Raw genomic sequence first — 18,520 nt, forward strand, 5'->3', positions numbered from 1 at the left:
TCATCAGCCTCTCCCCCGTGATCACGGGGGAGAGGCTGATGACGGGAGCGCGGATCACCGACCGACAGGTCAGGCGGTACATGGACGAGCGCAGGCAAGGACGCGGTCAAGCGACGGCAGCGGCGAAGGCCGGGTTCAGCGAGCGGACGGCACGGCGGATCGACGCCGACCCGATCCTGCCGAGCCAACGGCCGGGGGAACGGACCTGGCGCACCCGCGAGGATCCGTTCGCCGGGGTCTGGGCGGAGGAGTTGGTGCCGGTCCTGCGCTCGGCTCCGCACATCCGGGCGACCACGCTGTTGGAGGAGCTCCAGCGCCGCCATCCCGGCGACTATCCCGACAGCATGCTGCGCTCGCTCCAGCGCCGGGTCGCGCTGTGGCGAGCCACGGAAGGCCCCGAGCAGGATTTGATCTTCCGCCAGGATCATCCCCCGGGGCATCAGGCCCTGTCCGACTTCACCGAGACCGCCAGCCTCGGCATCACCATCGACGGCGCTCCCTTCGACCATCTCCTCTACCATTTCTGGCTGGCCTACAGCGGCTGGGAGTCGGTCAAGCTCGTCCAGGGTGGCGAGAGCTTTACCGCGCTGACCGAAGGGCTTCAGGAAGCGCTGTGGCAACTCGGCGGCGTTCCTCACACCCATCGCACCGACCGCCTGTCCGCCGCCTACCGCAACCTGACGGCCGAGGACGACGAAGCCGCCGGATACGCCGCCTTCTGCCGCCACTACGGCATGACCCCGACCCGCAACAACGCCGGCGTCGCTCATGAGAACGGCAGCGTCGAAGCCTCCCATGGACATTTGAAGGCAGCCCTGCGCGACGCCCTCGATCTGCGGGGATCGCGCGATTTCCCCGACATCCCCGCCTACCAGGCTTTCCTGCAGGATACCGTCGCCCGCAAGAACGCCCGCCGCCGAAAGGCGTTGGAGGTGGAATTGCCGGAGCTCAAGCCGCTGCCCCGCCACCGCACTACCGATTTCTCCACCACCACCGTCACCGTGACCCGCAGCGGCACCATTTCCGTACGCAAGGTGCTCTACACCGTGCCGTCCCGCCTCGTGGGCTGTCGGCTCAAGGTGCACCTCTACGATGACCGGCTGCTCTCCTGGCTGGGCACGACCCAGGTGCTGACGCTCACCCGCAAGCATCCCAAAGGCAAGCAGCGCGATCGGGTCGTGGATTACCGTCACCTCGCCACGTCCCTGGTGCGCAAGCCGCAGGCATTCCGCCGCTCCGTTTTCCGCGACGAACTCTTTCCCCGCCCAGCCTTCCGCCGAGCCTGGGAGGTGCTGGACGAAAGGCTCGACGATCGCAGAGCCTGTCGCGTCTACGTCGGCCTGCTGCATCTGGCCGCTACCGGCGCCTGCGAGGCCGCCCTGGCCGAGCATCTCGACGCCGTGCTCGACCGCGGCGACTTGCCCGATCTTGAGGTTGCCCGGACGGTTGTGGCGCCTCCGCAACCTGCCGCCGTGCCGCTGATCACCGTGGCGCCACCCGATCTCGCCGGATACGACAGCCTTCTGCGGCCGGCCCCTTCCACCGCCGATCCGGAGCCCGCATGACCGATATCGACGCCGCCAAATTGCCCGTGATGCTGTCCTCCCTGCGCTTGCCGACCATCGGCCGACTGTGGCCGGGCTTTGCCGAACGGGCCGACCGGGAGGGTTGGGGAGCCGCACGCTTCCTGGCCACCCTGTGCGAGCACGAACTGGCCGAACGCAGCGAACGCCGCATCGCCCGCCACATGGCCGAGTCGGAGCTGCCCGCCGGCAAGACGCTGGCCACCTTCGACTTCGCCGCCGTGCCGACGATCCGCAAGCCCCACATCGAGGCGTTGGGCCGAGGCGACGGCTGGATCGAGCGCGGCGCCAACCTGCTGATCTTCGGCCCCAGCGGCGTCGGCAAGACCCATGTCGCCTCCGCCATCGGCACAGCGCTCATTGAGGGCGGCCGGCGCGTCCTGTTCACCCGGACCACCGATCTCGTGCAGAAGCTTCAGGCGGCACGGCGCGATCTGGCATTGCCAAGCCTGCTGGCCCGGCTCGACCGCTTCGACGGCCTGATCCTCGACGACCTTGGCTATGTTCGCAAGGACCAGGCCGAAACCGCCGTTCTGTTCGAGCTGATCGCCGAACGCTATGAGCGCAGAAGTTTGATCTTGACCTGCAATCAGCCCTTCAGCGAATGGAACGGGATTTTCCCCGATCCCGCGATGACCGTCGCCGCCATCGACCGACTGGTTCACCATGCCACCATCCTGGAGTTGAACACGGAAAGCTACCGCCGCCGCTCAGCCCTGGCCGCGGCCCGGGACCCGAGGACCTCCGAAGGGTAATCGACGCCACAACGGCGTAATTGTCGCCGGGCGTACGCGGCGGCATGATGGCGGCCATGTACGAGCCTCCGACCATCGTTCAACTGAAGATCACGATCCTGGGCATCGACCCGCCGATCTGGCGGCGCCTGCTGGTGCCGCGCAAGACAACGCTGGCCGAATTGCACCACATCATCCAGGCCGCCTTTGGCTGGCTCGACTATCACCTGCATCAGTTCGAAATTGGCGGCCTGCGCTTCGGCGACCCCGACCTGCTCAACGCCGACGCTTTCGACGACGACAGCCTGGCCTTGCCGGAGGACGATGTTCGCCTGTTCGACTTCCTGCCCAACCCGCCGCCGTTCCTCTATCTCTACGACTTCGGCGACGATTGGCATCATCGGATCGAGGCTGAAACGGTGCTGCTGCCCGAAGCCGATCGCAAGTACCCCGCCTGCATCGATGGCGCACGCTCCCGGCCGCCGGAGGACGTTGGCGGCGTCCATGGCTACGCTGACTTCCTTGAGGTCTTTCACGACCCAAGCCACCCAGAACATGCCGATATGAAGCGATGGGCAGGACGCGCCTTTCACCCGGAAAAGTTTGACCTCACCAAAACCGATCGGGCGGTTCGAGCCGCCGTTCGATCCGCAAAACGTCGAGCGGCACTCTTACGCTACGACTGACCGATCCACATGCGGCAGGACAAGGTAATTGACGTCCGCCGGACATCGAAATTGTCGTTGCACACAGGGCGCTGTTGTGCCCCAACTCTGCGATCAACATGCCTGCCCGCTGAGGTGTGCGATGCGTGTCCAGGGGGCAAGGGGCGTTCACGCGCCTCCTGTTGTGCAGCCTGTTTCCATCATAGCGATTTTCCCGGAAACGGAAGCTCTCACCCCATCCCATTCAGAGAGCCGGGGGTGCGGCTTCCCCTGCGGCCCTCTGCTGTCGCGCCGCCTCCTCGACCTGATGGTAGCTCGCTGCGAGCCCAGCCATCTTCGCGATCATCGTGCTTCGTGACGGCAGAGGGCTGAACTCCACTTCCAGGCCACTGATGAGCGCCCTTTCCCCAATCTGCGCATCAGGAAAAGACGTCAGCGGGTATCGGGCCGTTTTGCCTCACAGCCAGCTCTCGTCCATCCGTCGGCGGTTTGCCTTCGGCCCGAAGCCCCTGACTTTCACCCACCGGATTGAGATCGCCACAGTCCGATGTACCACGTGCGCCAGATAGCGGTTGTGTCGGGAGTATCCGTCATCCGCTCCCCACATTGAACGGGGAGCGGTTACGCGTGAAGATGAGCATTATGTCTGCGTCGGGTCGTCGATGAGTTCGCGCCCCCTGCCGTGTCTCAGCCCTTCAGAACGGCACATTGGCCCAATTATCGTTGTCCTCTTCGTCCTCATCGTCTTTCGGTTCCCGCAACGGGCGATCGTAAATGGCGAGCGGATCGCCTTTCATGCAGCTTCTCTCATATTCCTTGAGGTGCTGCTCGATCTTGAGCATGAGCTCTGCCCGGCGCCGCAGTTGCTCCAAGGTGTTCTCAACCTCTTGGATGAGCTGACGCTCCCAAGCCGGGGCGTGTTGGAAGGCTTTGTCGGGGTAGCGCGGGCCCAGTCCGCGCGCCACCGTATGGTAGATCATCCGCCGATGCCCCCGAACTCCGCGAAACTCGGTCCGAAACCATTCAAAGCTGACCACCACCCGGCGCTCGCGCACCCGCAGGGTATACTGGCCCCATTCGCTGAAAGGATAAAACTCCTTGGCCTGCTGCTGATGGACGATGAAGGCCTGGGCTAGGCCATTGCCGCGTTCCACCATCAGGGCGCGCTCCAGGGCGAGCGCCGCTCGCATGTCTTCGACCAGCGTCATGGCGCCGAGCTCCGGTCCAACTTCCTAACTGGTTGGCCAGCGCAGGGGCGGCCAATGGGAGAACGGCCAACGGGGCTAGAACTCCATTGGCCGGCAGACCAAGCGGCCAAGGAGGCTGGTCCAAGACAAGGAGGAAGGCGTCGGGGCATGCGATCGCACCATAGTTGGGAAAGGAACCCCAAGGCTACCACCCAGCGTCGCCGCGCCGCGCCGGCGAAAGGCAGCGGAAATCGTCATCTTTCAGTCCCATGGGGCAGCGCTCCACCGCCTCCGGTACCGCCAGTCGTATGCAAGAGGAACTTTGCGCCCGCTAACCGAAGCCCGGGGCTGTACGCCACCGCTTCCGATACCGCCAGTGCACCGCCAGAGGCACTTTGCGCCCAGTAGCCGGGGTCTAAGGCTGTGCTCGATCGCCTCCAATACCGCCAGAGCACCTCCAGTGCACCGCCAGAGGCACTTTGCTCCAGGAGCCGAGAAAGGCGTCGATCTCCATCGTCTTTCGGCGGCGCGCCGAGCGATTCGAAATTGCTGGCGTGGCTCATAGGTTACTGCAGTGAACCGCCAGAGCAACTTTCGGAAGTGTGCCGCCATGTTCACCATCAGGGACGACACTGGATACTCGACCCTCAAATTCGCCTTCGGGGAGGTATAGAACAACGGGTTGGCAAAGCCGTCCGTCACACAGGTGGTGCCCGCCGGTGCTGGCCGCCTGTCCGACCTCCCATTGCGGATGGGAAAGGCAGCCGGGAGACACCGACGCTCTTGTTGTGAACGTCAACAGTGAGAGGTGGGTTGCCGGCGTGAACTAGAGTGACCGGGGCAGCGATGCGGTTGGCACGAGCGGGCATGGGGGAGGCCTCCAGTGGTCCATATCTGGACCATATGATCTAGGGTCCGGAGTCATAACCAGTAGGCGACGGTTGCGGCGATGTGGATCGCTGCCATTGTCAAACGACATCCCGAACTGGTCCTTCCGCGTTTTTGGTGCAGCGTGAGTGCACTTGCGGGCGACAGTGAGCACATAGGGGGAACGGCATCCCTTTCCTGAGTGCTCTGATTTCCTTGTCAAAATCGCTGCTGTCCCTGCTCCCGCCCGGTCTCGCTGTTGATCACGTCACCGTCGCCCATGATCGCGTTGTTGTGGCCGTGTGCGCTCGCGCCACCACGGCGGCCTGCCCCGTGTGTCGGCATCCCTCGCGCCGCGTTCACAGTCGGTACAGTCGCCGCCTCGGCCAACTCGACCTCCAGGTTCGCCGGTTCCGCTGCGCCGCTGTCGAGTGTCCGTGCCGAATCTTCGCCGAACGCCTGCCGGCCGTTGCCTTGCCGAAGGTTCGGCGGACCGTCCGGCTGTCGGAGGCGCAACGGCGCATCGCCCTCAGCGCCGGCGGCGAGGCTGGTGCCCGCTTGGCGGCTTGCCTGGCCATGCCGGTCAGCGGCGACACGTTGTTGCGCCTGATCCGGGCGGCTCCCCTGCCGGCCCTGACAATACCGCGCGTCATCGGCATCGACGACTGGTCCTGGCGGCGCGGTCAGCGCTACGGCACGATCGTCGTCGATCTGGAACGCAACCGTCCCATCGACCTGCTGCCCGACCGCCACGCGGAGACGGTGGCGGCGTGGTTGAAAGCCCATCCCGGGGTGGAGGTCGTTGCCCGCGACCGCGCCGGCGCTTACGCCGACGGCATTCGGGCCGGCGCTCCGAACGCCGTCCAGGTCTCGGATCGCTGGCACCTTCTGCGCAATCTCGGGGATGCTCTGGCCGGGGTTCTCGACCGCCATCATCATGACCTGCGCGCGGCAAGCAAAGCGGCAGCGGGAGCCACCATGGAAATCAGCACGGCCCCCGCGCCGTCCCCGACGACCCCACCGCTCCCGGCACCAGCGGCCGAGTTGCCAACGGCGGATCGCCACGGCGTTCGGAAGGCCCGGTTTGACGAGGTGATGGCGTTGCACGGCCAAGGCTGGCCGATGAAGCGGATCGCCCGCACGCTCGGCGTCAATCGCAAGACCGTCCGTGCGTGGGTGCGGGCCGGCGAACTTCCAGTCTGGTCGCAAAGGGATCGTGGCAGCGCGGTCGATCGCCACGCCGTGTACCTCCGGCAGCGCTGGGGCGAGGGCTGCCACAACGCCGTCCGGCTGTGGCAGGAGATCCAGGAGCGTGGGTTTCGCGGGCAACTCCGCACCGTGCAGCGCTGGGTACGCCGCCTGCGCGATGCAAGCCCGACCTCAGTTGGCGCGGTGGGCTTGATGGGACCGTGGAAGATGCCCTCGAAACGCCGGGCGGCGTGGTTGGTGGTGGCCGATCCGGAGACGATCGATGCCACCGAGCAACGGTTCGTCGATGCCTTGCTCGCCAGTTCCGAGGGACTCACCACGGTCATCGAGTTGGCGCGTGCGTTCAGCACCATGGTGCGTCGTCAGCAGGCAGACCGGTTGGATGGATGGTTGGCCGCGGCGAGGGAAACCGCCCTGGCCAGGTTCGCCGATGGGCTCGTGCGTGATCTCGCGGCGATCCGCACGGCGCTATCGCTGCCGTGGAGCACCGGGCCGGTGGAGGGACAAATCAGCCGCTTGAAGACCATCAAGCGAACTATGTGCGGCCGCGCCAAGTTCGACCTGCTGCGTCATCGGGTTCTGGAGGCCGCATGAACGGCAGTGCTCCAGTCATTCCGCTGCACCAAAAACGCGGAAGGACCGAGGAACTGCCCCCCGGTTGCGCCGCTCAGGCGGTGGTCGGTCGAGGCGCCGCAGTCGATAGCTGTCACCGCGGATGGTGACGACATGGCAGTGGTGGAGCAGCCGGTCGAGGATCGCGGTGGCCACCACCGGATCGCCGAAGACGTTGCTCCATTCCCCCACCGCCCGGTTGGAGGTCACCAGCATTGCCCCCTTCTCGTAGCGACGGAAGACGAGCTGGAAGAACAGATGCACGGCGTCCGGCTCGAAGGGCAGGTAGCCCAGCTCATCGACGATCAGAAGCTTGGGCTTGGCATAGTGCAGCAGCCGTTCCTCCAGCCGGCCGTCGGCATGGGCCTTGGCCAGTTGGGCCACCAGGGCCGCCGCCGGGCTGAACAGCACCGAATAGCCGGCCACGATCGCCTCCTGTCCGATGGCCACCGCCAGATGCGTCTTGCCCACCCCCGGCGGTCCGAGAAACAGCACCGCCTCGCCGTTGGCGATGAAGCCCCCCGACGCGATCTCCCGGATCTGCGCCTTGTCGAGCGACGGCTGGGCGGCGAAGTCGAAGCCGGCCAGGTCGCGCACGAAGGGGAAGCGGGCCAGCCCGAAGCCCATGTCGATGCGGCGCTGGTCGCGCCGGGCGATCTCCCGCTCGCAGAACAGCGCCAGGGCCTCGCGGATCGTCAGTTCCCGCCGCCCGGCCTCGTCGATCAGGCTGTCGAGCTGGTCGCGCAAGGCCGTCAGCTTCAGCCGGTTCAGCATGGCGATCAGGTGGTCATGCTCACTCATCAGAACCCTCATCCGACCACGGCCTCGTATTCGGCCAGCGGACGCAACAGTGCCGGCACCGCCGCCGCCGCGCCGCCGTCCTCGGGTCGAGCGACGCGAACCGGGCGGCCGTCTGCCCCGGCGACGCCGGCCAGATGGACGTCCTGCATTGAGCGCCCGTGCCGGCCCTTCAGTTCGGCATGCACCGCCACCTCGCGCCCGGCGTGCAGACGCGGGTGCAGCACCACCTCCCGGTTGGCCGCATCGTGGTGCAGGATCAGCGCCCGCGCGTTGTCGAGCAGGACCTCCTCGGGCACCCGCCGAAGACCCGGAAGGCGCTTTCCAGACCATCGAACCAGCTGTCCTGCTTCTCATGCCTGTAGGCCCGCACATGCCGCCGGCGGGAAAAGCCCAGGTTCGCCACGAACAGGAACACCGCCGTGGCCACGCCACCGATCTCGACGCGCCGGACGCCGAAGTCGATCTGCATCTGCTCGCCCTGCCGCGTCTCGAAGTGCACCGTCGCCCGCGCCTGGGCAACCAGTTCCCGGCGCAACGGCGTTACTGAACCGCTCCGGGTTTGTCGGAGGCACCATCTTCTGAGAGAGTGGGGTCATCATGGCGAAACCTGCATCACCCAAATACGCCCCTGAAGTGCGTGAGCGTGCGGTTCGGATGGTGTTCGAGCACGAAGGCGAACATGCGTCGCAGTGGGCGGTGATCAGCTCGATTGCGGCGAAGATCGGCTGCAATCCCGAGACGCTACGGAACTGGGTCCGGCAGCCCGAGCGTGACCAGGGCAAGCGGCCCGGCCCAACGACGGACGAGCAGGAACGGATCAAGGCGCTGGAGCGTGAGGTGCGGGAGCTGCGCCAGGCGAACGAGATCCTACGCAAGGCGTCAGCATATTTCGTCCAGGCGGAGCTCGACCGCCCGTTCAGAAAATGATCGCCTTCATCGACGCGCACCGCGCCGTTCACGGGGGCGAGCCGATCTGCCGAGTGCTGCCGATCGCCCCGTCGACCTACCACGCCCATGTCGCCCGGAAGGCCGATCCGGCCAAGGCGCCAGCCCGCTCGCGAAGCGACGCAGAGCTGAGTTTGGCTATCCGACGGGTCTGGAATGAGAACTTCCAGGTCTATGGAGTTCGCAAAGTCTGGCGGCAGTTGCGGCGGGAGGGGATCGACGTGGCGCGCTGCACGGTAGCCCGACTGAGGCGGATTCAAGCGGTCGTCGCAACAGCCTGACGCAGGAGGTTGCGATGAAGAAGCGGAAGCGGGGCTCGGATCGTTCTGGACGGGCTACTCTGCGGTCACCTGGTCGGCCCCCGACGGTACAGCGTGAGGATCACCGGCGGTTCTGGGCGGCGATTGCGACGGGACAATCGAGTGAGGATGCGGCATCCCTGGCTGGCGTGTCGCTCGCGGTGGGGGACGTTGGTTCCGAGAGGCGGGGGGGTATGCCACCAGCGAAGTTTGCGCCATCGGCGAAGCTGCCTTCGAAGCGTTATTTGCAGTTTGCGGAGCGGGAGGAGATCGCGGTGCGGCATGCCCAGGGGCTCGGTGTGCGTGAAATTGCTCGCCAGCTGGGGCGAGCGGCATCGACGATTTCCCGGGAGCTGCGGCGCAATGCCGCCACCCGCTCGGGCGGGCTGGAGTATCGAGCTACGACTGCGCAGTGGCATGCCGATCGCTCGGCGCGCCGGTCCAAAGTTGCCAAGCTGGTGGTCAATCCAGTTCTACGCGATTACGTGCAGGAGCGCCTGGTCGGCACGGTGGTTGCTCCGGACGGAGCGACAATCCATGGGCCGACCGTGCCTTGGAAAATGCGCCGTCACGGGCGCCGGCAGGACCGGCGGTGGGGCAAGGCGTGGAGCCCCGAACAGATCTCCTGGCGTTTGCGGCTCGACTTTCCGGAGGACCCGACGATGCGCATCAGCCATGAGGCCATTTACCAGGCGCTGTTCATTCAAGGCCGGGGAGCGTTGCGCCGCGAGTTGACCGCCTGCCTGCGAACCGGGCGGACTCTGCGCGTTCCGATGGCGCGGATCCGCAAGCGGGGCAAGGCCTTCATCACCCCGGAGATCATGATCAGTCAACGCCCGGCGGAGGTGGCGGACCAGGCGGTGCCGGGGCACTGGGAAGGGGATCTCATCATCGGCTTGGGCGGATCGGCGATCGGTACATTGGTGGAGCGGACGACACGCTTCACCATGCTGCTCCATCTGCCTCCGATGCCGGGGCATGCGAGCGGCCCGCGGGTCAAGAATGGGCCGGCGCTTGCCGGCCATGGTGCCGAGGCTGTCCGTGATGCCATCGCGCGCACGATCTCAACCTTGCCTGCACAACTCCGCCGGTCGCTGACCTGGGATCAGGGGGCGGAGATGGCTCAACACGCCAATATCCGGATCGACACCGGGCTGTGCGTCTACTTCTGCGATCCGCGCAGTCCATGGCAACGCGGCACGAACGGGAGCACCAACGGCCTGCTACGCCAGTACTATCCCAAGGGAACCAACCTTACCGTGCATGACGCCGATACCCTTGCGGCCGTCGCCCTCGCCCTGAACACAAGACTCCGCAAAACCCTCAGTTGGAAAATTCCGGCCGAAGTGCTGGACGAACTGCTCCGATCCATCGATAAGGGAGGGCACGAAGAGCCTGTTGCGACGACCGCTTGAATCCGCCGCAAGGTCCAACGGGCTATGCTGGCAACGTTGAACCATTCGGCGCGTCGCCGAACGACGATAGAAATCGACGTTGTTCTCGACTACCGAGCGCAAAGTACCTCTGTCGGTGCACTGGAGGTGTATTGACGGTATCGGAGACTGAGTAAGTCTCCGGCATTCGGAGCAAAGTGCCTCTGGCGGTGGATTGGAGGTGCACTGCCGGTATCAGAGGCGGCGGAGCACAGCCTTGGGCATCAGACCGGACTCATCAGGCGACTTGACCGGCAACATCAGTGGTGCTGCTAGGAAAACAGTCAAGAAAGGTTTTGCGCAGGACCACTGCAAAGTATGGAACCCTGTGCAGCCTAACCATTTGTTTCTGGAGCAGACGGCTTCAGAGCGCATGAAGGGATGATTGTTGGAAGGCGGTTCTCATAAAATACATCATGCCATATTTTCATGAAATAATAATATAAATTAATGAACGATTCCATTAAATGCTGCCTATTTGCCCGGTTTGTATAATCCCGTGCCTGCCCTTCCAGGGAGCAGCGCAGAAGGTACGCTTGGCCGGCTGGGCCTCGGCAGCAGAGCGTGGTTGTGGCGACAAATGTGTGGGGCTGCCAAAGGGCGCTGGTCAGGTCTTGAGCGCCACCACCTGACGCAATGCCTGCTCGGCGGCAGCGAACACGCTGTCCCAGTCGCCGGGCGTGGTCTGGCGGAACAGGCGCATCGACGGGTACCAGGGGGTGGTGTCGCCCTTATCGCCATAGACCCAATAGGGCATGAACTGCAGCAGGTTCCACACCGGGCGGCCGAGCGAGCCGGCCAGATGCGCCACAGAGCTGTCGGTCATGATCACCAGATCGAGCCGTTCCAGCACCGCCGTGGTGTCGGCGAAATCGTTGAAATGCGGCCCCAGCGGCGTGATGAGGGTCGAGGTGCCCAGCGTCGCCAGCTCCGCCTCCGGCGGTCCCTTCTGGATGCTGTAGAGCCGCACCTTCGGCACGTCGAGGAAGCGCAGGAAGCGGCTGAGCGTGGTGGCGCGCCGCGCGTTGTCCTTGAAGGTGACGCGGCCGGACCAGATGATGCCGACCTTGATCGTGCCGTCATTGCCGGGCACCAGCCGGGCGGCCTTCTCGCGCGCTTCGGCCGGGATGGTCAGGCGGGTGGGCGGCGGCACCGTCTCGATGGTCGTGCCCAGGCGGTGCGGCAGGCTCATCAGCGGGCAATGGACGTCGTAGGCCGGGTAGGCGGTGCCGGCGCGCACGAAGCCGTCGATGCCCTCTAGCCCGGACAGCAGCCGTTGCAGCTCCGGATGGCATTCCATCAGAACCCGGCCGCCGCGCGCCTTGACCATCGGCACATAGCGCGCGGTCAGCAGCACGTCGCCGAAGCCCTGTTCGGTGGTCAGCAGGATGGTCTTGCCGTTCAGCGGCCCGCCGTCCCACATCGGCCCTTCGGCGATGCGGTTCTGATAGGCGGGCAGCGACAGGCGGGAGTCGTAGTCGCCGAAGCCTTCGGCATAGCGGCCGACCTGCAGCAGTGTCAGGGCGCGGTCCCACAGCAACTGCGGATCGTTGGGCTTGGCGCGCAAGGCGACGTCCAGGATTTCCAGCGCGCGGCCGAACCGGCATCCGTGGCGCAGAGCCACCACCAAGTTGGACAGCAGGCTGGCATTGCCGCCCGACAGCACCACCGCATGCTCCTGCGCGGCGATGGCCTCGTCATAGCGCTCCACGTCGCCCAGCACGTTACCCAGATTGGTCCAGGCGCCGACATGGCGCTGGTCGAATTCCAGAGCGCGCCGCTGGCAGGCGATCGCCGCCTCCGGCTTGCCGGCCTGCCGCAGCAGGGCGCCCAGCGCGCTCCACACGTTGGGGTCGTTGGGCTGCTGCTCCAGCATCCGTTCCAGCATGTCGATGCTGAGGCCGTGGGAACCCTGAGGCTGGGCGGGTGCCGGGGCAGGTGTCGGGACGGCAGACACCGGACGGGGCGAGGCCTGAAGGGGCGAGGCTGCCGGGGAGGATGGCGCCGGGGCCGCCTGGGTGATGTTTGCCTTCATCTCTCGTCGTCGCTGGTGGTCTGCAGTCGGTTTGGAGCAGTGGCAGAGCGCGGGTAGGGCATAGACGGCTCCTTTGGGAGAGTCAAACCGTCCCTTCGGCCGCGCTTGTGCGTTTCCTGGGACGGACTCAGCGCCGCCGCAGGTCCTGCAGGTCGATGTCGTCGATCCGGAAGCCAGCCTGTCGCAGGGCCTTCAGCACGATCACCTTCTGGGCGGTGCCTTCGCGTGCGGCAGCCTGCCGCAGCTCCTCCACCAGATAGTCCGGCAGCATCGCCTGCCACGGCCGGGTCGGCGCCGGACGGACAATGGTGGGGGCCGGCACCGGCTGGGGCTGCGGCTGCGGAGTGGGGGGCTGCTGATGAGAGGGGGCGAGTGCCGCGGACGGTTCCGTCTCGGTCGGCAGGAAGCCCTTGCTCAATCCATATTGGCGGATCGGGTCGACGTCGTCCGCCCCCAGCCCGCCGATCCCGATCCCGCCCAGCGGAGGACGGGCCGGCTTGGCCGCAGGCTTCAGGGGAGGCTTGGCGGGGCTTTCGGTCGACATGGGCACTCCAGTCAGGACGGCACCGGCATGGGCCGGCTGGATAAGAGCTCCTATCAAAACCCGTGGAATGTGGGCTGAAGCCGTTGATTTGCCTCAGCCCTACCCGGTTTTGATCCGCACTCTAAGCCATGAAGCAATATCATGACTTGCTGTCCCGTCTTTGCGACATGTGGTGGCGGCAAAGCCTGCCATGACGGAAAGCCGGCCGGCGTGGCGCGGGAAACACAGGGGGATGGAGGAGGTATGTCATTAAAGAAAGACATGAAATAGAGAAATGAAAAATTGTATGGGGCCGGGCCACCTTCTGCGGACGACAGGGCGGGCGTTCGGTGCTGTGGATGGAGTTGGCCCCACCCCACCCCACCCCATGCGGGGCGGAAGCATGGCCGATGCCGGATCAGAACGAGCGCTTGCGCAGGAAACAATGGCATGAAGAAAGACCATGAAATATTGGGGGCGGCCTTCATCAAGGTGGCGACTGCTGCAACGCTTGTGCCTTCCGTCATGTGAGCAGCCTGTCGTGATCGCAGCCACTTCCAAACGAAGGGGCGGGACTCCCCGCAAATCATGAAATGATGATGTTTATTGATACTGTGTCGCCCCCGGCATTTCACCTCGGTATATCGGGCGATGACGGGCATCTGCGGAGGAAATCAGCCTTACTCTGATGATTTCTTGCCCTGTTATATTAACATGATAAAAAATCATGAAATGAAGGTTTTGTACAAATCGTCTGCAGACCCTGCCCGCCCGAACGCCGGGCCGCTGGTTCTCCCTGCTGGCCTGCGCCGGACGGGCTGTCGGGTTCTGCAAAGGATGTCGGCAGGCGGCGGGACATGGATGTCACGCAGCGGGCCAGGGAGTTGAAGCGGGCTTCAGTCCACCGGGACCGGTTGGAAAGCCTCATCCGCCTTTTCAACGCCGTCGGAGGGCGGTGCCGGCCGGCAAGATGGCTTTTCTCGATAACCCCTCATTTCAGATGCAGGGAAAAGCCGGAAGCGCCGGCCGCTTCCAATCCGGGGCGAAGCTCGAGGCTGGGGATCAGGTAATCGCCGCCGTTCTGCCGGCGGAACGGGATCGGCCGGGTGGTTTCGAGCGTCCGCATCCGCTCGCGCAAATGCCCGGCCGCCCGCTCGAAACCGGCCTCGTCGAGACGGTCCACCCTGTAGGTGACGAAGGGCGGCAGCACATCGTAGCCGGGATAGTGCAGGATGCCGTGGTTGATCGGGAACAGAAGATCGTCGATCGGGCCATTGATGCCGCGCGGCGAGTAATGCTGTTCCCAGCCGCCCGTCGTGACGATCAGCATGGCACGCTTGCCGCCAAGTGTGCCTTCCCCATAGCGGTCGCCCCAGCGGTGGTCGCTGTGCTCGCCGACACCATAGGCGAAGCCGTACGCATAGACGCGGTCGATCCAGCCTTTGAGGATCGCCGGCATGGTGAACCACCAGAGCGGAAATTGAAGGATCAGCGCGTCGGCCCGCAGCAGCTTCTCCTGCTCGGCCTTCACATCGTCCGTCAGCGCATCGGCCGCGAAAGCATTGGCGGATGCCGCGGCGACCCGGAGGCGCGTGCCGGGATCGAGTGTGGGAAAGTCGGTGCGATCCACCTGGACCTTCCAGCCCATGGCGTAGAGGTCCGACAGCTCGACCGAATGGCCTTGCGCCTTCAATTCCTCGACGGCGACATCGCGCAAGGAGGCGTTGAGGGATCGGGGTTCCGGATGGGCATAGACGATGAGCACGTTCATGGCGGGCACCTGCTTGGTGGAGACGGCTTTCTCCCAAGCTAGGCGCAGGCCTATTGTTCCGGTACAGGCGGGTCACGGATATGATAGTGCCGGAAAATGGATAAATCGGACATAACGCTCGAACGGATGCGCACCTTTGTCCGCGTTGCGGAACGGGGGAACCTCTCGGCCGTCGCGCGGGAGACCAACACCGGACAGTCGAGCGTCACCCGCCATCTGCGCGAGCTTGAGGAGGCCCTGGGCGTGGCGCTGCTCAGCCGCACGACGCGACGCGTCATGCTGACGGAGGAAGGCCGCCGCTACTACGCCAACGCCATCCAGATTTTGCGCCTCGTCGAACAGGCAGGCGACGAAGCGCGCAGCGCCCGCGGCGCATCGGTGGGCACGGTCCGCGTATCCTGTACGGCGGCGCTCGGGGTCCGGCACATCAGCCGGCTGATCTTCGCCTTTCAGGATCGCCATCCCGGGATCACCGTCGATCTCAGCCTGACGGACGAGCGGGTCGATCTGGTGCGCGAAGGCGTGGACATTGCCGTTCGTCTCGGACCGCTTGCCGATAGTTCCATGAGATTGCGGACTCTCGGCACGAGCAGGCGCATCCTCGTCGGCTCGCCTGAGTATCTGGCGTGGCGTGGCCGGCCGGCGACGCCCGGGGACCTGGCCGGCCTCGATGGCGTCCGGATGTCGAACATCGCCGGAAGCGAGGCGCTCACGCTGGAAGGGCCGAACGGCGAAACCCACCTCGTCCCCTTCGATGGAAGACTTCGGGTGGATCACGGGCTTGCGGCGCGGGAGGCCTATCTTGCCGGCCGCGGCATCGGCCCGGCGCATCTTTGGCTGGTCGACGACCTGCTTTCCGAAGGGCGGCTCGAACCGGTCCTGCCGGACTATGCTCCGCCGCCCGTGTCTCTCAACATGCTCATCGTGCCGGAACGGGCGGACATTGCCCGGGTCAGGCTGCTGGTGGAGTTCCTGGCCGGGGAAGTGCTGAGTATCCCCGGCATCGATCGTGGCCCGGTGGAGGCGTGGCGTTCTGCCGCTGGGGGTAACCCGCCAACGTAAGCGGGCCTCCGGCGCCCCCTTGGCGCTGGCCGGTAGCCCAGAGAAAATCATTTCATGAAAATATAAAGTGATATCGAGACCTGATTTCAGCCACTTCTATGGTCCAGCTTTCCTGAAGTCCGGCGGGGAGCGTCCCTCCCGCCTCACCCCCGCGGGATCAGCGGGTTGGCCGGGGAGGACTCCAGAAAGGCGACGAACTCGTCGGTCAGGGTGCGGACGTTCAGGTCGGCGTTGCTGTCGGGGTTGACCTCGCCCGGTCCGTGGCCGGTGTAGGTCATCTCCTTCAGGAGAGAGCGCTCGATCAGTTCGGTGCGGAAGGCCGGGACGCCATGTTCGCTCAGCAGACCGCGGGCGTGGCGGTCGACGCGGGATTCGATGGCGGCCTGGGTGCGGACGATCACCACGCTGGAGGCCGGCGTGTGCTTCAGCACGCCGACGGAATCCGCCACCACCTTGAAGGTGCGCACCGTCTCCTTCACGTCCATGAAGGATTGCTGGGTCGGGATCAGCACCCCGTCGCTGACCGAGAAGGCGTAGAGCATGGTCAGATTGCCGAAGCCGGCAAGGTCGATCAGCGTGTAGTCGAAGCTCGGCGCATTCTCCTGCACCGTCTGGCGGACGTTCGATTCCGTGATCTCGTCCAGCACCCGCACGCCGGCATCGTTGCGCCGCCGCGCCCATTCGGCCAGATGCCGGTTGGGGTCGCAGTCGAGCAGCAGCACGCTCGCCTCGCGCCGACGCAGTTCGGAGGTGAGCGCCATGACCAGACTGGTCTTGCCGACGCCGCCCTTGGTGGAGGCGAAACTGATGATCCGAGCCATGCGGTGGTTCCCGGTAGCAGGGGATGGAAAACGGGCTGACCCGAGCGGGAGCTTCGCGGATTTACACGCAAGATCAGGAAAGATGGAAGTGGTTTCACGTCATGAAGAAGAAGCATGAAATCATGATTCATGATTTCATGACCTGCTTCCGCGCCTGACCGCTGCCGGCGGCTTCAGCCCTGCTTCACGTCGGCGGTGGTGCCGGCCCGGTGCTTCAGCCGGTGCACCGCATGCTGGCCGCCGCCGGTGGCGCGGACCGAATAGAAATAGGCGCTGTCGTCGGTCCAGTAGCGGCCCTCGCCGTCGACCATCACCGTGCTGCTGTGGATGTCGGCCGGATAGACGGTCAGGCGCGGTGCCGCCTCCGCGGCGAAGCCTGCCAGATGCACGGCGGCGAGCGCCGCCTGGTCGAGGAACCAGACCGGCATGCCGCGGTCGAGGAAATGGCGGATGTAGCGCCGGGTCAGGTCGAGGAAACGCAGCGCCCCCGTGGTCGGCCGGATGTGCAGCACGTCGGCGTAAAGCAGGCTCCAGATGTCCAGCCGCTTCAGCGCATGGCTCATCATGCCCAGGTCCGACCGGGCGGAGGTCGCCAGCAGCGGGTTCAGGTCGCGGATCGCCAGCAGGTCGACGTCCAGCATCAGCACCGGCCGCTGCCAGCGGATCAGCAGGTCGGGCAGCACCAGGAAGCGGCTGCAGGCGTAATAGGTCTTGGCATCGTCGCCCAGCGGCGAGAGGTCGATGGCCTCGCGCAGGATGATGAAGCGGTCGGCGCCGTGGGCGGCGACCAGGGCCGCCACCGTCGCCTCGGCATCGGCGTCGGGATTGACCAGATGCAGGGCGATGGCGCAGTCGAGCCCGCTGTCCTCGGCGATGGACCGCACCATGGTCGGCAGGAACTTGCGCGCATAGACCGCGTCGCAGCAGGCATAGACCACCAGCGGCCGGGCGGCGGCCCCGGCGCCTTCCTGGATGGTGGCGCGGATGCCGGCGGGCGGTGGTGCCTCGCGCAGGGACTGCAGGAAGGCGGGGGCGGTGCGGGTGACGGCGTCGCGCCCGCCATGACGCTCCGCCGCCTGGGCGAACAGGGCGTCGGCCTCCTCCAGCCGCTGCTGCTCGACGCACAGGCAGGCGAGCCGGCTCAGCGTGAAGGAGACCTCCGGATAGAAAACCAGCGCCCGGCGATAGGCCCGCTCCGCCCGCAGAGCCTGCCCGTCGCGGCGCAACGCGTTGCCCAGCGCCACCAGCCCGACGCAGTCCTCGCGCCCCTGGAAGCGGGCGACATCGCCGGCATCGCCGAGATGGGTCAGCAGTTGCCACAGGTTGGACCGGCGGGTCCGATCCTGGGGCGTCAGCCGCCAGGCGGCGAGCGCATGGTCGGCCGCCGCCGCCATGTCCTGGCCGATCAGGATTCTGGCGAGCGCGTCATGCGCCGCCAGCGCCTGCGGGCCGGTGGGGGCCTGCTCCAACAGCCGAAGGCAGAGCGTCCTGGCGGTCTCGCGGTTCCCCGCCCGTTCGGCGTCGAGCGCAGCCTGGAGGGCGGCCTGAGAGGTGGCGTCGGGGGCTGGACGTGGCATGGCGCGGACCGGTCGGCACAAGGGGACGCGCTTCATCCCATGGCGCCCCGCCGCTGGCAAGCCGAGTCGCAACCGATCATCCCGCGAACTGCGGCCTTTGGCGGCACTGTGCGAGCCGAAGGCTTGGCCCTCCACTCCGTATTGTGGGAAATGCGAGGGGCGCAAAGCGGAAACCTGGCCGCTGCGCAAGAACGAGCTTGAATAAATGGGCAAATATCATCAAGTGTTGCTATGGACCCGGGAAAGGGTTCCAGCCGAAACTGTGCCGCGCCGGTTCATTCCGGCGCGGCACTTTTATACTCCACTATCCAAACAACGCCCCGTACGGATCCTCCCCGACCCGGTCTTGGAAATGGAGCTGTGCATGCGGCGGCCAGTGTGGGAGCCCAAGACGCT

The 18,520-nt window shown here is 65.7% G+C and carries 15 protein-coding genes, 1 pseudogene and 1 other annotated feature; of the genes and pseudogenes, 7 read left to right on the top strand and 9 right to left on the bottom strand.

Annotated features, from left to right (window positions below; genetic code table 11):
• The first annotated feature begins 38 nt into the window (after positions 1 to 38).
• Genes istA through F1643_RS03060 form a run of 3 tightly spaced genes read left to right on the top strand, consistent with a single transcriptional unit; the run spans position 39 to position 3,003 of the window.
• Entirely contained in the window at positions 39 to 1,565 is a 1,527-nt protein-coding gene (gene istA / locus F1643_RS03050; protein WP_194910608.1) for an IS21 family transposase, read from the top strand.
• Complete coding sequence (istB, locus tag F1643_RS03055) at positions 1,562 to 2,338, top strand: IS21-like element helper ATPase IstB (RefSeq protein ID WP_194910610.1); 777 nt, start codon at positions 1,562 to 1,564, stop codon at positions 2,336 to 2,338. Before istA ends, istB (F1643_RS03055) begins: the two co-directional genes overlap by 4 nt.
• Positions 2,339 to 2,382: 44 nt before the next feature.
• Positions 2,383 to 3,003 carry a plasmid pRiA4b ORF-3 family protein gene (locus F1643_RS03060; protein ID WP_255542337.1) on the top strand — a complete coding sequence of 207 codons (621 nt, stop codon included), beginning with the start codon at positions 2,383 to 2,385 and terminating at the stop codon, positions 3,001 to 3,003.
• A gap of 674 nt (positions 3,004 to 3,677) precedes the next feature.
• On the opposite strand, the gene mobI is transcribed toward F1643_RS03060, so the two are convergent.
• Positions 3,678 to 4,190: a conjugative transfer protein MobI(A/C) gene (gene mobI / locus F1643_RS03065; RefSeq protein ID WP_194910612.1), complete on the bottom strand. Its 513-nt coding sequence runs from the start codon at positions 4,188 to 4,190 to the stop codon at positions 3,678 to 3,680.
• 1,053 nt (positions 4,191 to 5,243) lie between these two features.
• Here mobI and F1643_RS03070 point away from each other — a divergent pair.
• Positions 5,244 to 6,839, top strand: a complete 1,596-nt coding sequence (locus tag F1643_RS03070; protein ID WP_194910722.1) for an ISL3 family transposase — start codon at positions 5,244 to 5,246, stop codon at positions 6,837 to 6,839.
• Positions 6,840 to 6,854: 15 nt separating this feature from the next.
• Here the strand turns inward: F1643_RS03070 and istB (F1643_RS03075) are convergent, their stop codons facing one another.
• The 3 genes from istB (F1643_RS03075) to F1643_RS03085 are packed head-to-tail and all read right to left on the bottom strand — an operon-like array spanning position 6,855 to position 8,193.
• Entirely contained in the window at positions 6,855 to 7,658 is an 804-nt protein-coding gene (gene istB / locus F1643_RS03075) for an IS21-like element helper ATPase IstB (RefSeq protein WP_194910614.1), read from the bottom strand.
• A gap of 8 nt (positions 7,659 to 7,666) precedes the next feature.
• Positions 7,667 to 7,954, bottom strand: coding sequence for a hypothetical protein (locus tag F1643_RS03080; protein WP_194910616.1), 288 nt, complete (start codon positions 7,952 to 7,954; stop codon positions 7,667 to 7,669).
• Complete coding sequence (locus tag F1643_RS03085; RefSeq protein ID WP_194910618.1) at positions 7,915 to 8,193, bottom strand: transposase; 279 nt, start codon at positions 8,191 to 8,193, stop codon at positions 7,915 to 7,917. The genes F1643_RS03080 and F1643_RS03085 overlap by 40 nt, the downstream gene beginning before the upstream one ends.
• A 62-nt stretch (positions 8,194 to 8,255) precedes the next feature.
• On the opposite strand from F1643_RS03085, the pseudogene F1643_RS03090 reads away from it, so the two are divergent.
• A pseudogene (locus F1643_RS03090) lies at positions 8,256 to 8,857 on the top strand (IS3 family transposase); the annotation flags it as partial.
• Positions 8,540 to 8,656: a sequence feature (AL1L pseudoknot), on the top strand. (Overlaps the previous pseudogene by 117 nt.)
• Before the next feature lie 41 nt (positions 8,858 to 8,898).
• A complete protein-coding gene (locus F1643_RS03095) occupies positions 8,899 to 10,317 on the top strand; it encodes an IS30 family transposase (RefSeq protein WP_194910620.1) in 1,419 nt (472 codons plus the stop codon).
• Positions 10,318 to 10,942: 625 nt separating this feature from the next.
• Here F1643_RS03095 and F1643_RS03100 read toward each other — a convergent pair.
• The 3 genes from F1643_RS03100 to F1643_RS03110 all read right to left on the bottom strand — a co-directional run bounded on the left by F1643_RS03100 (position 10,943) and on the right by F1643_RS03110 (position 14,664).
• Positions 10,943 to 12,370 (bottom strand): tetratricopeptide repeat protein, encoded by a 1,428-nt coding sequence (locus F1643_RS03100; protein WP_194910622.1) that lies wholly within the window; start codon positions 12,368 to 12,370, stop codon positions 10,943 to 10,945.
• Positions 12,371 to 12,497: 127 nt separating this feature from the next.
• Positions 12,498 to 12,914: a hypothetical protein gene (locus F1643_RS03105; RefSeq protein ID WP_194910625.1), complete on the bottom strand. Its 417-nt coding sequence runs from the start codon at positions 12,912 to 12,914 to the stop codon at positions 12,498 to 12,500.
• Positions 12,915 to 13,884: 970 nt separating this feature from the next.
• Positions 13,885 to 14,664, bottom strand: coding sequence for an NAD(P)H-dependent oxidoreductase (locus tag F1643_RS03110; RefSeq protein ID WP_194910626.1), 780 nt, complete (start codon positions 14,662 to 14,664; stop codon positions 13,885 to 13,887).
• A gap of 96 nt (positions 14,665 to 14,760) precedes the next feature.
• On the opposite strand from F1643_RS03110, the gene F1643_RS03115 reads away from it, so the two are divergent.
• A complete protein-coding gene (locus F1643_RS03115) occupies positions 14,761 to 15,726 on the top strand; it encodes a LysR family transcriptional regulator (protein ID WP_194910628.1) in 966 nt (321 codons plus the stop codon).
• 143 nt (positions 15,727 to 15,869) lie between these two features.
• Here F1643_RS03115 and F1643_RS03120 read toward each other — a convergent pair whose 3' ends face one another.
• Positions 15,870 to 16,547 (bottom strand): ParA family protein, encoded by a 678-nt coding sequence (locus F1643_RS03120; protein WP_194910630.1) that lies wholly within the window; start codon positions 16,545 to 16,547, stop codon positions 15,870 to 15,872.
• Between the two features lie 173 nt (positions 16,548 to 16,720).
• A complete protein-coding gene (locus F1643_RS03125) occupies positions 16,721 to 18,124 on the bottom strand; it encodes a tetratricopeptide repeat protein (RefSeq protein ID WP_194910632.1) in 1,404 nt (467 codons plus the stop codon).
• Positions 18,125 to 18,520: the final 396 nt, after the last annotated feature.

Origin of the sequence: Azospirillum sp. INR13 (genome assembly GCF_015390205.1) — a bacterium.
Taxonomy (GTDB): Bacteria; Pseudomonadota; Alphaproteobacteria; order Azospirillales; family Azospirillaceae; genus Azospirillum.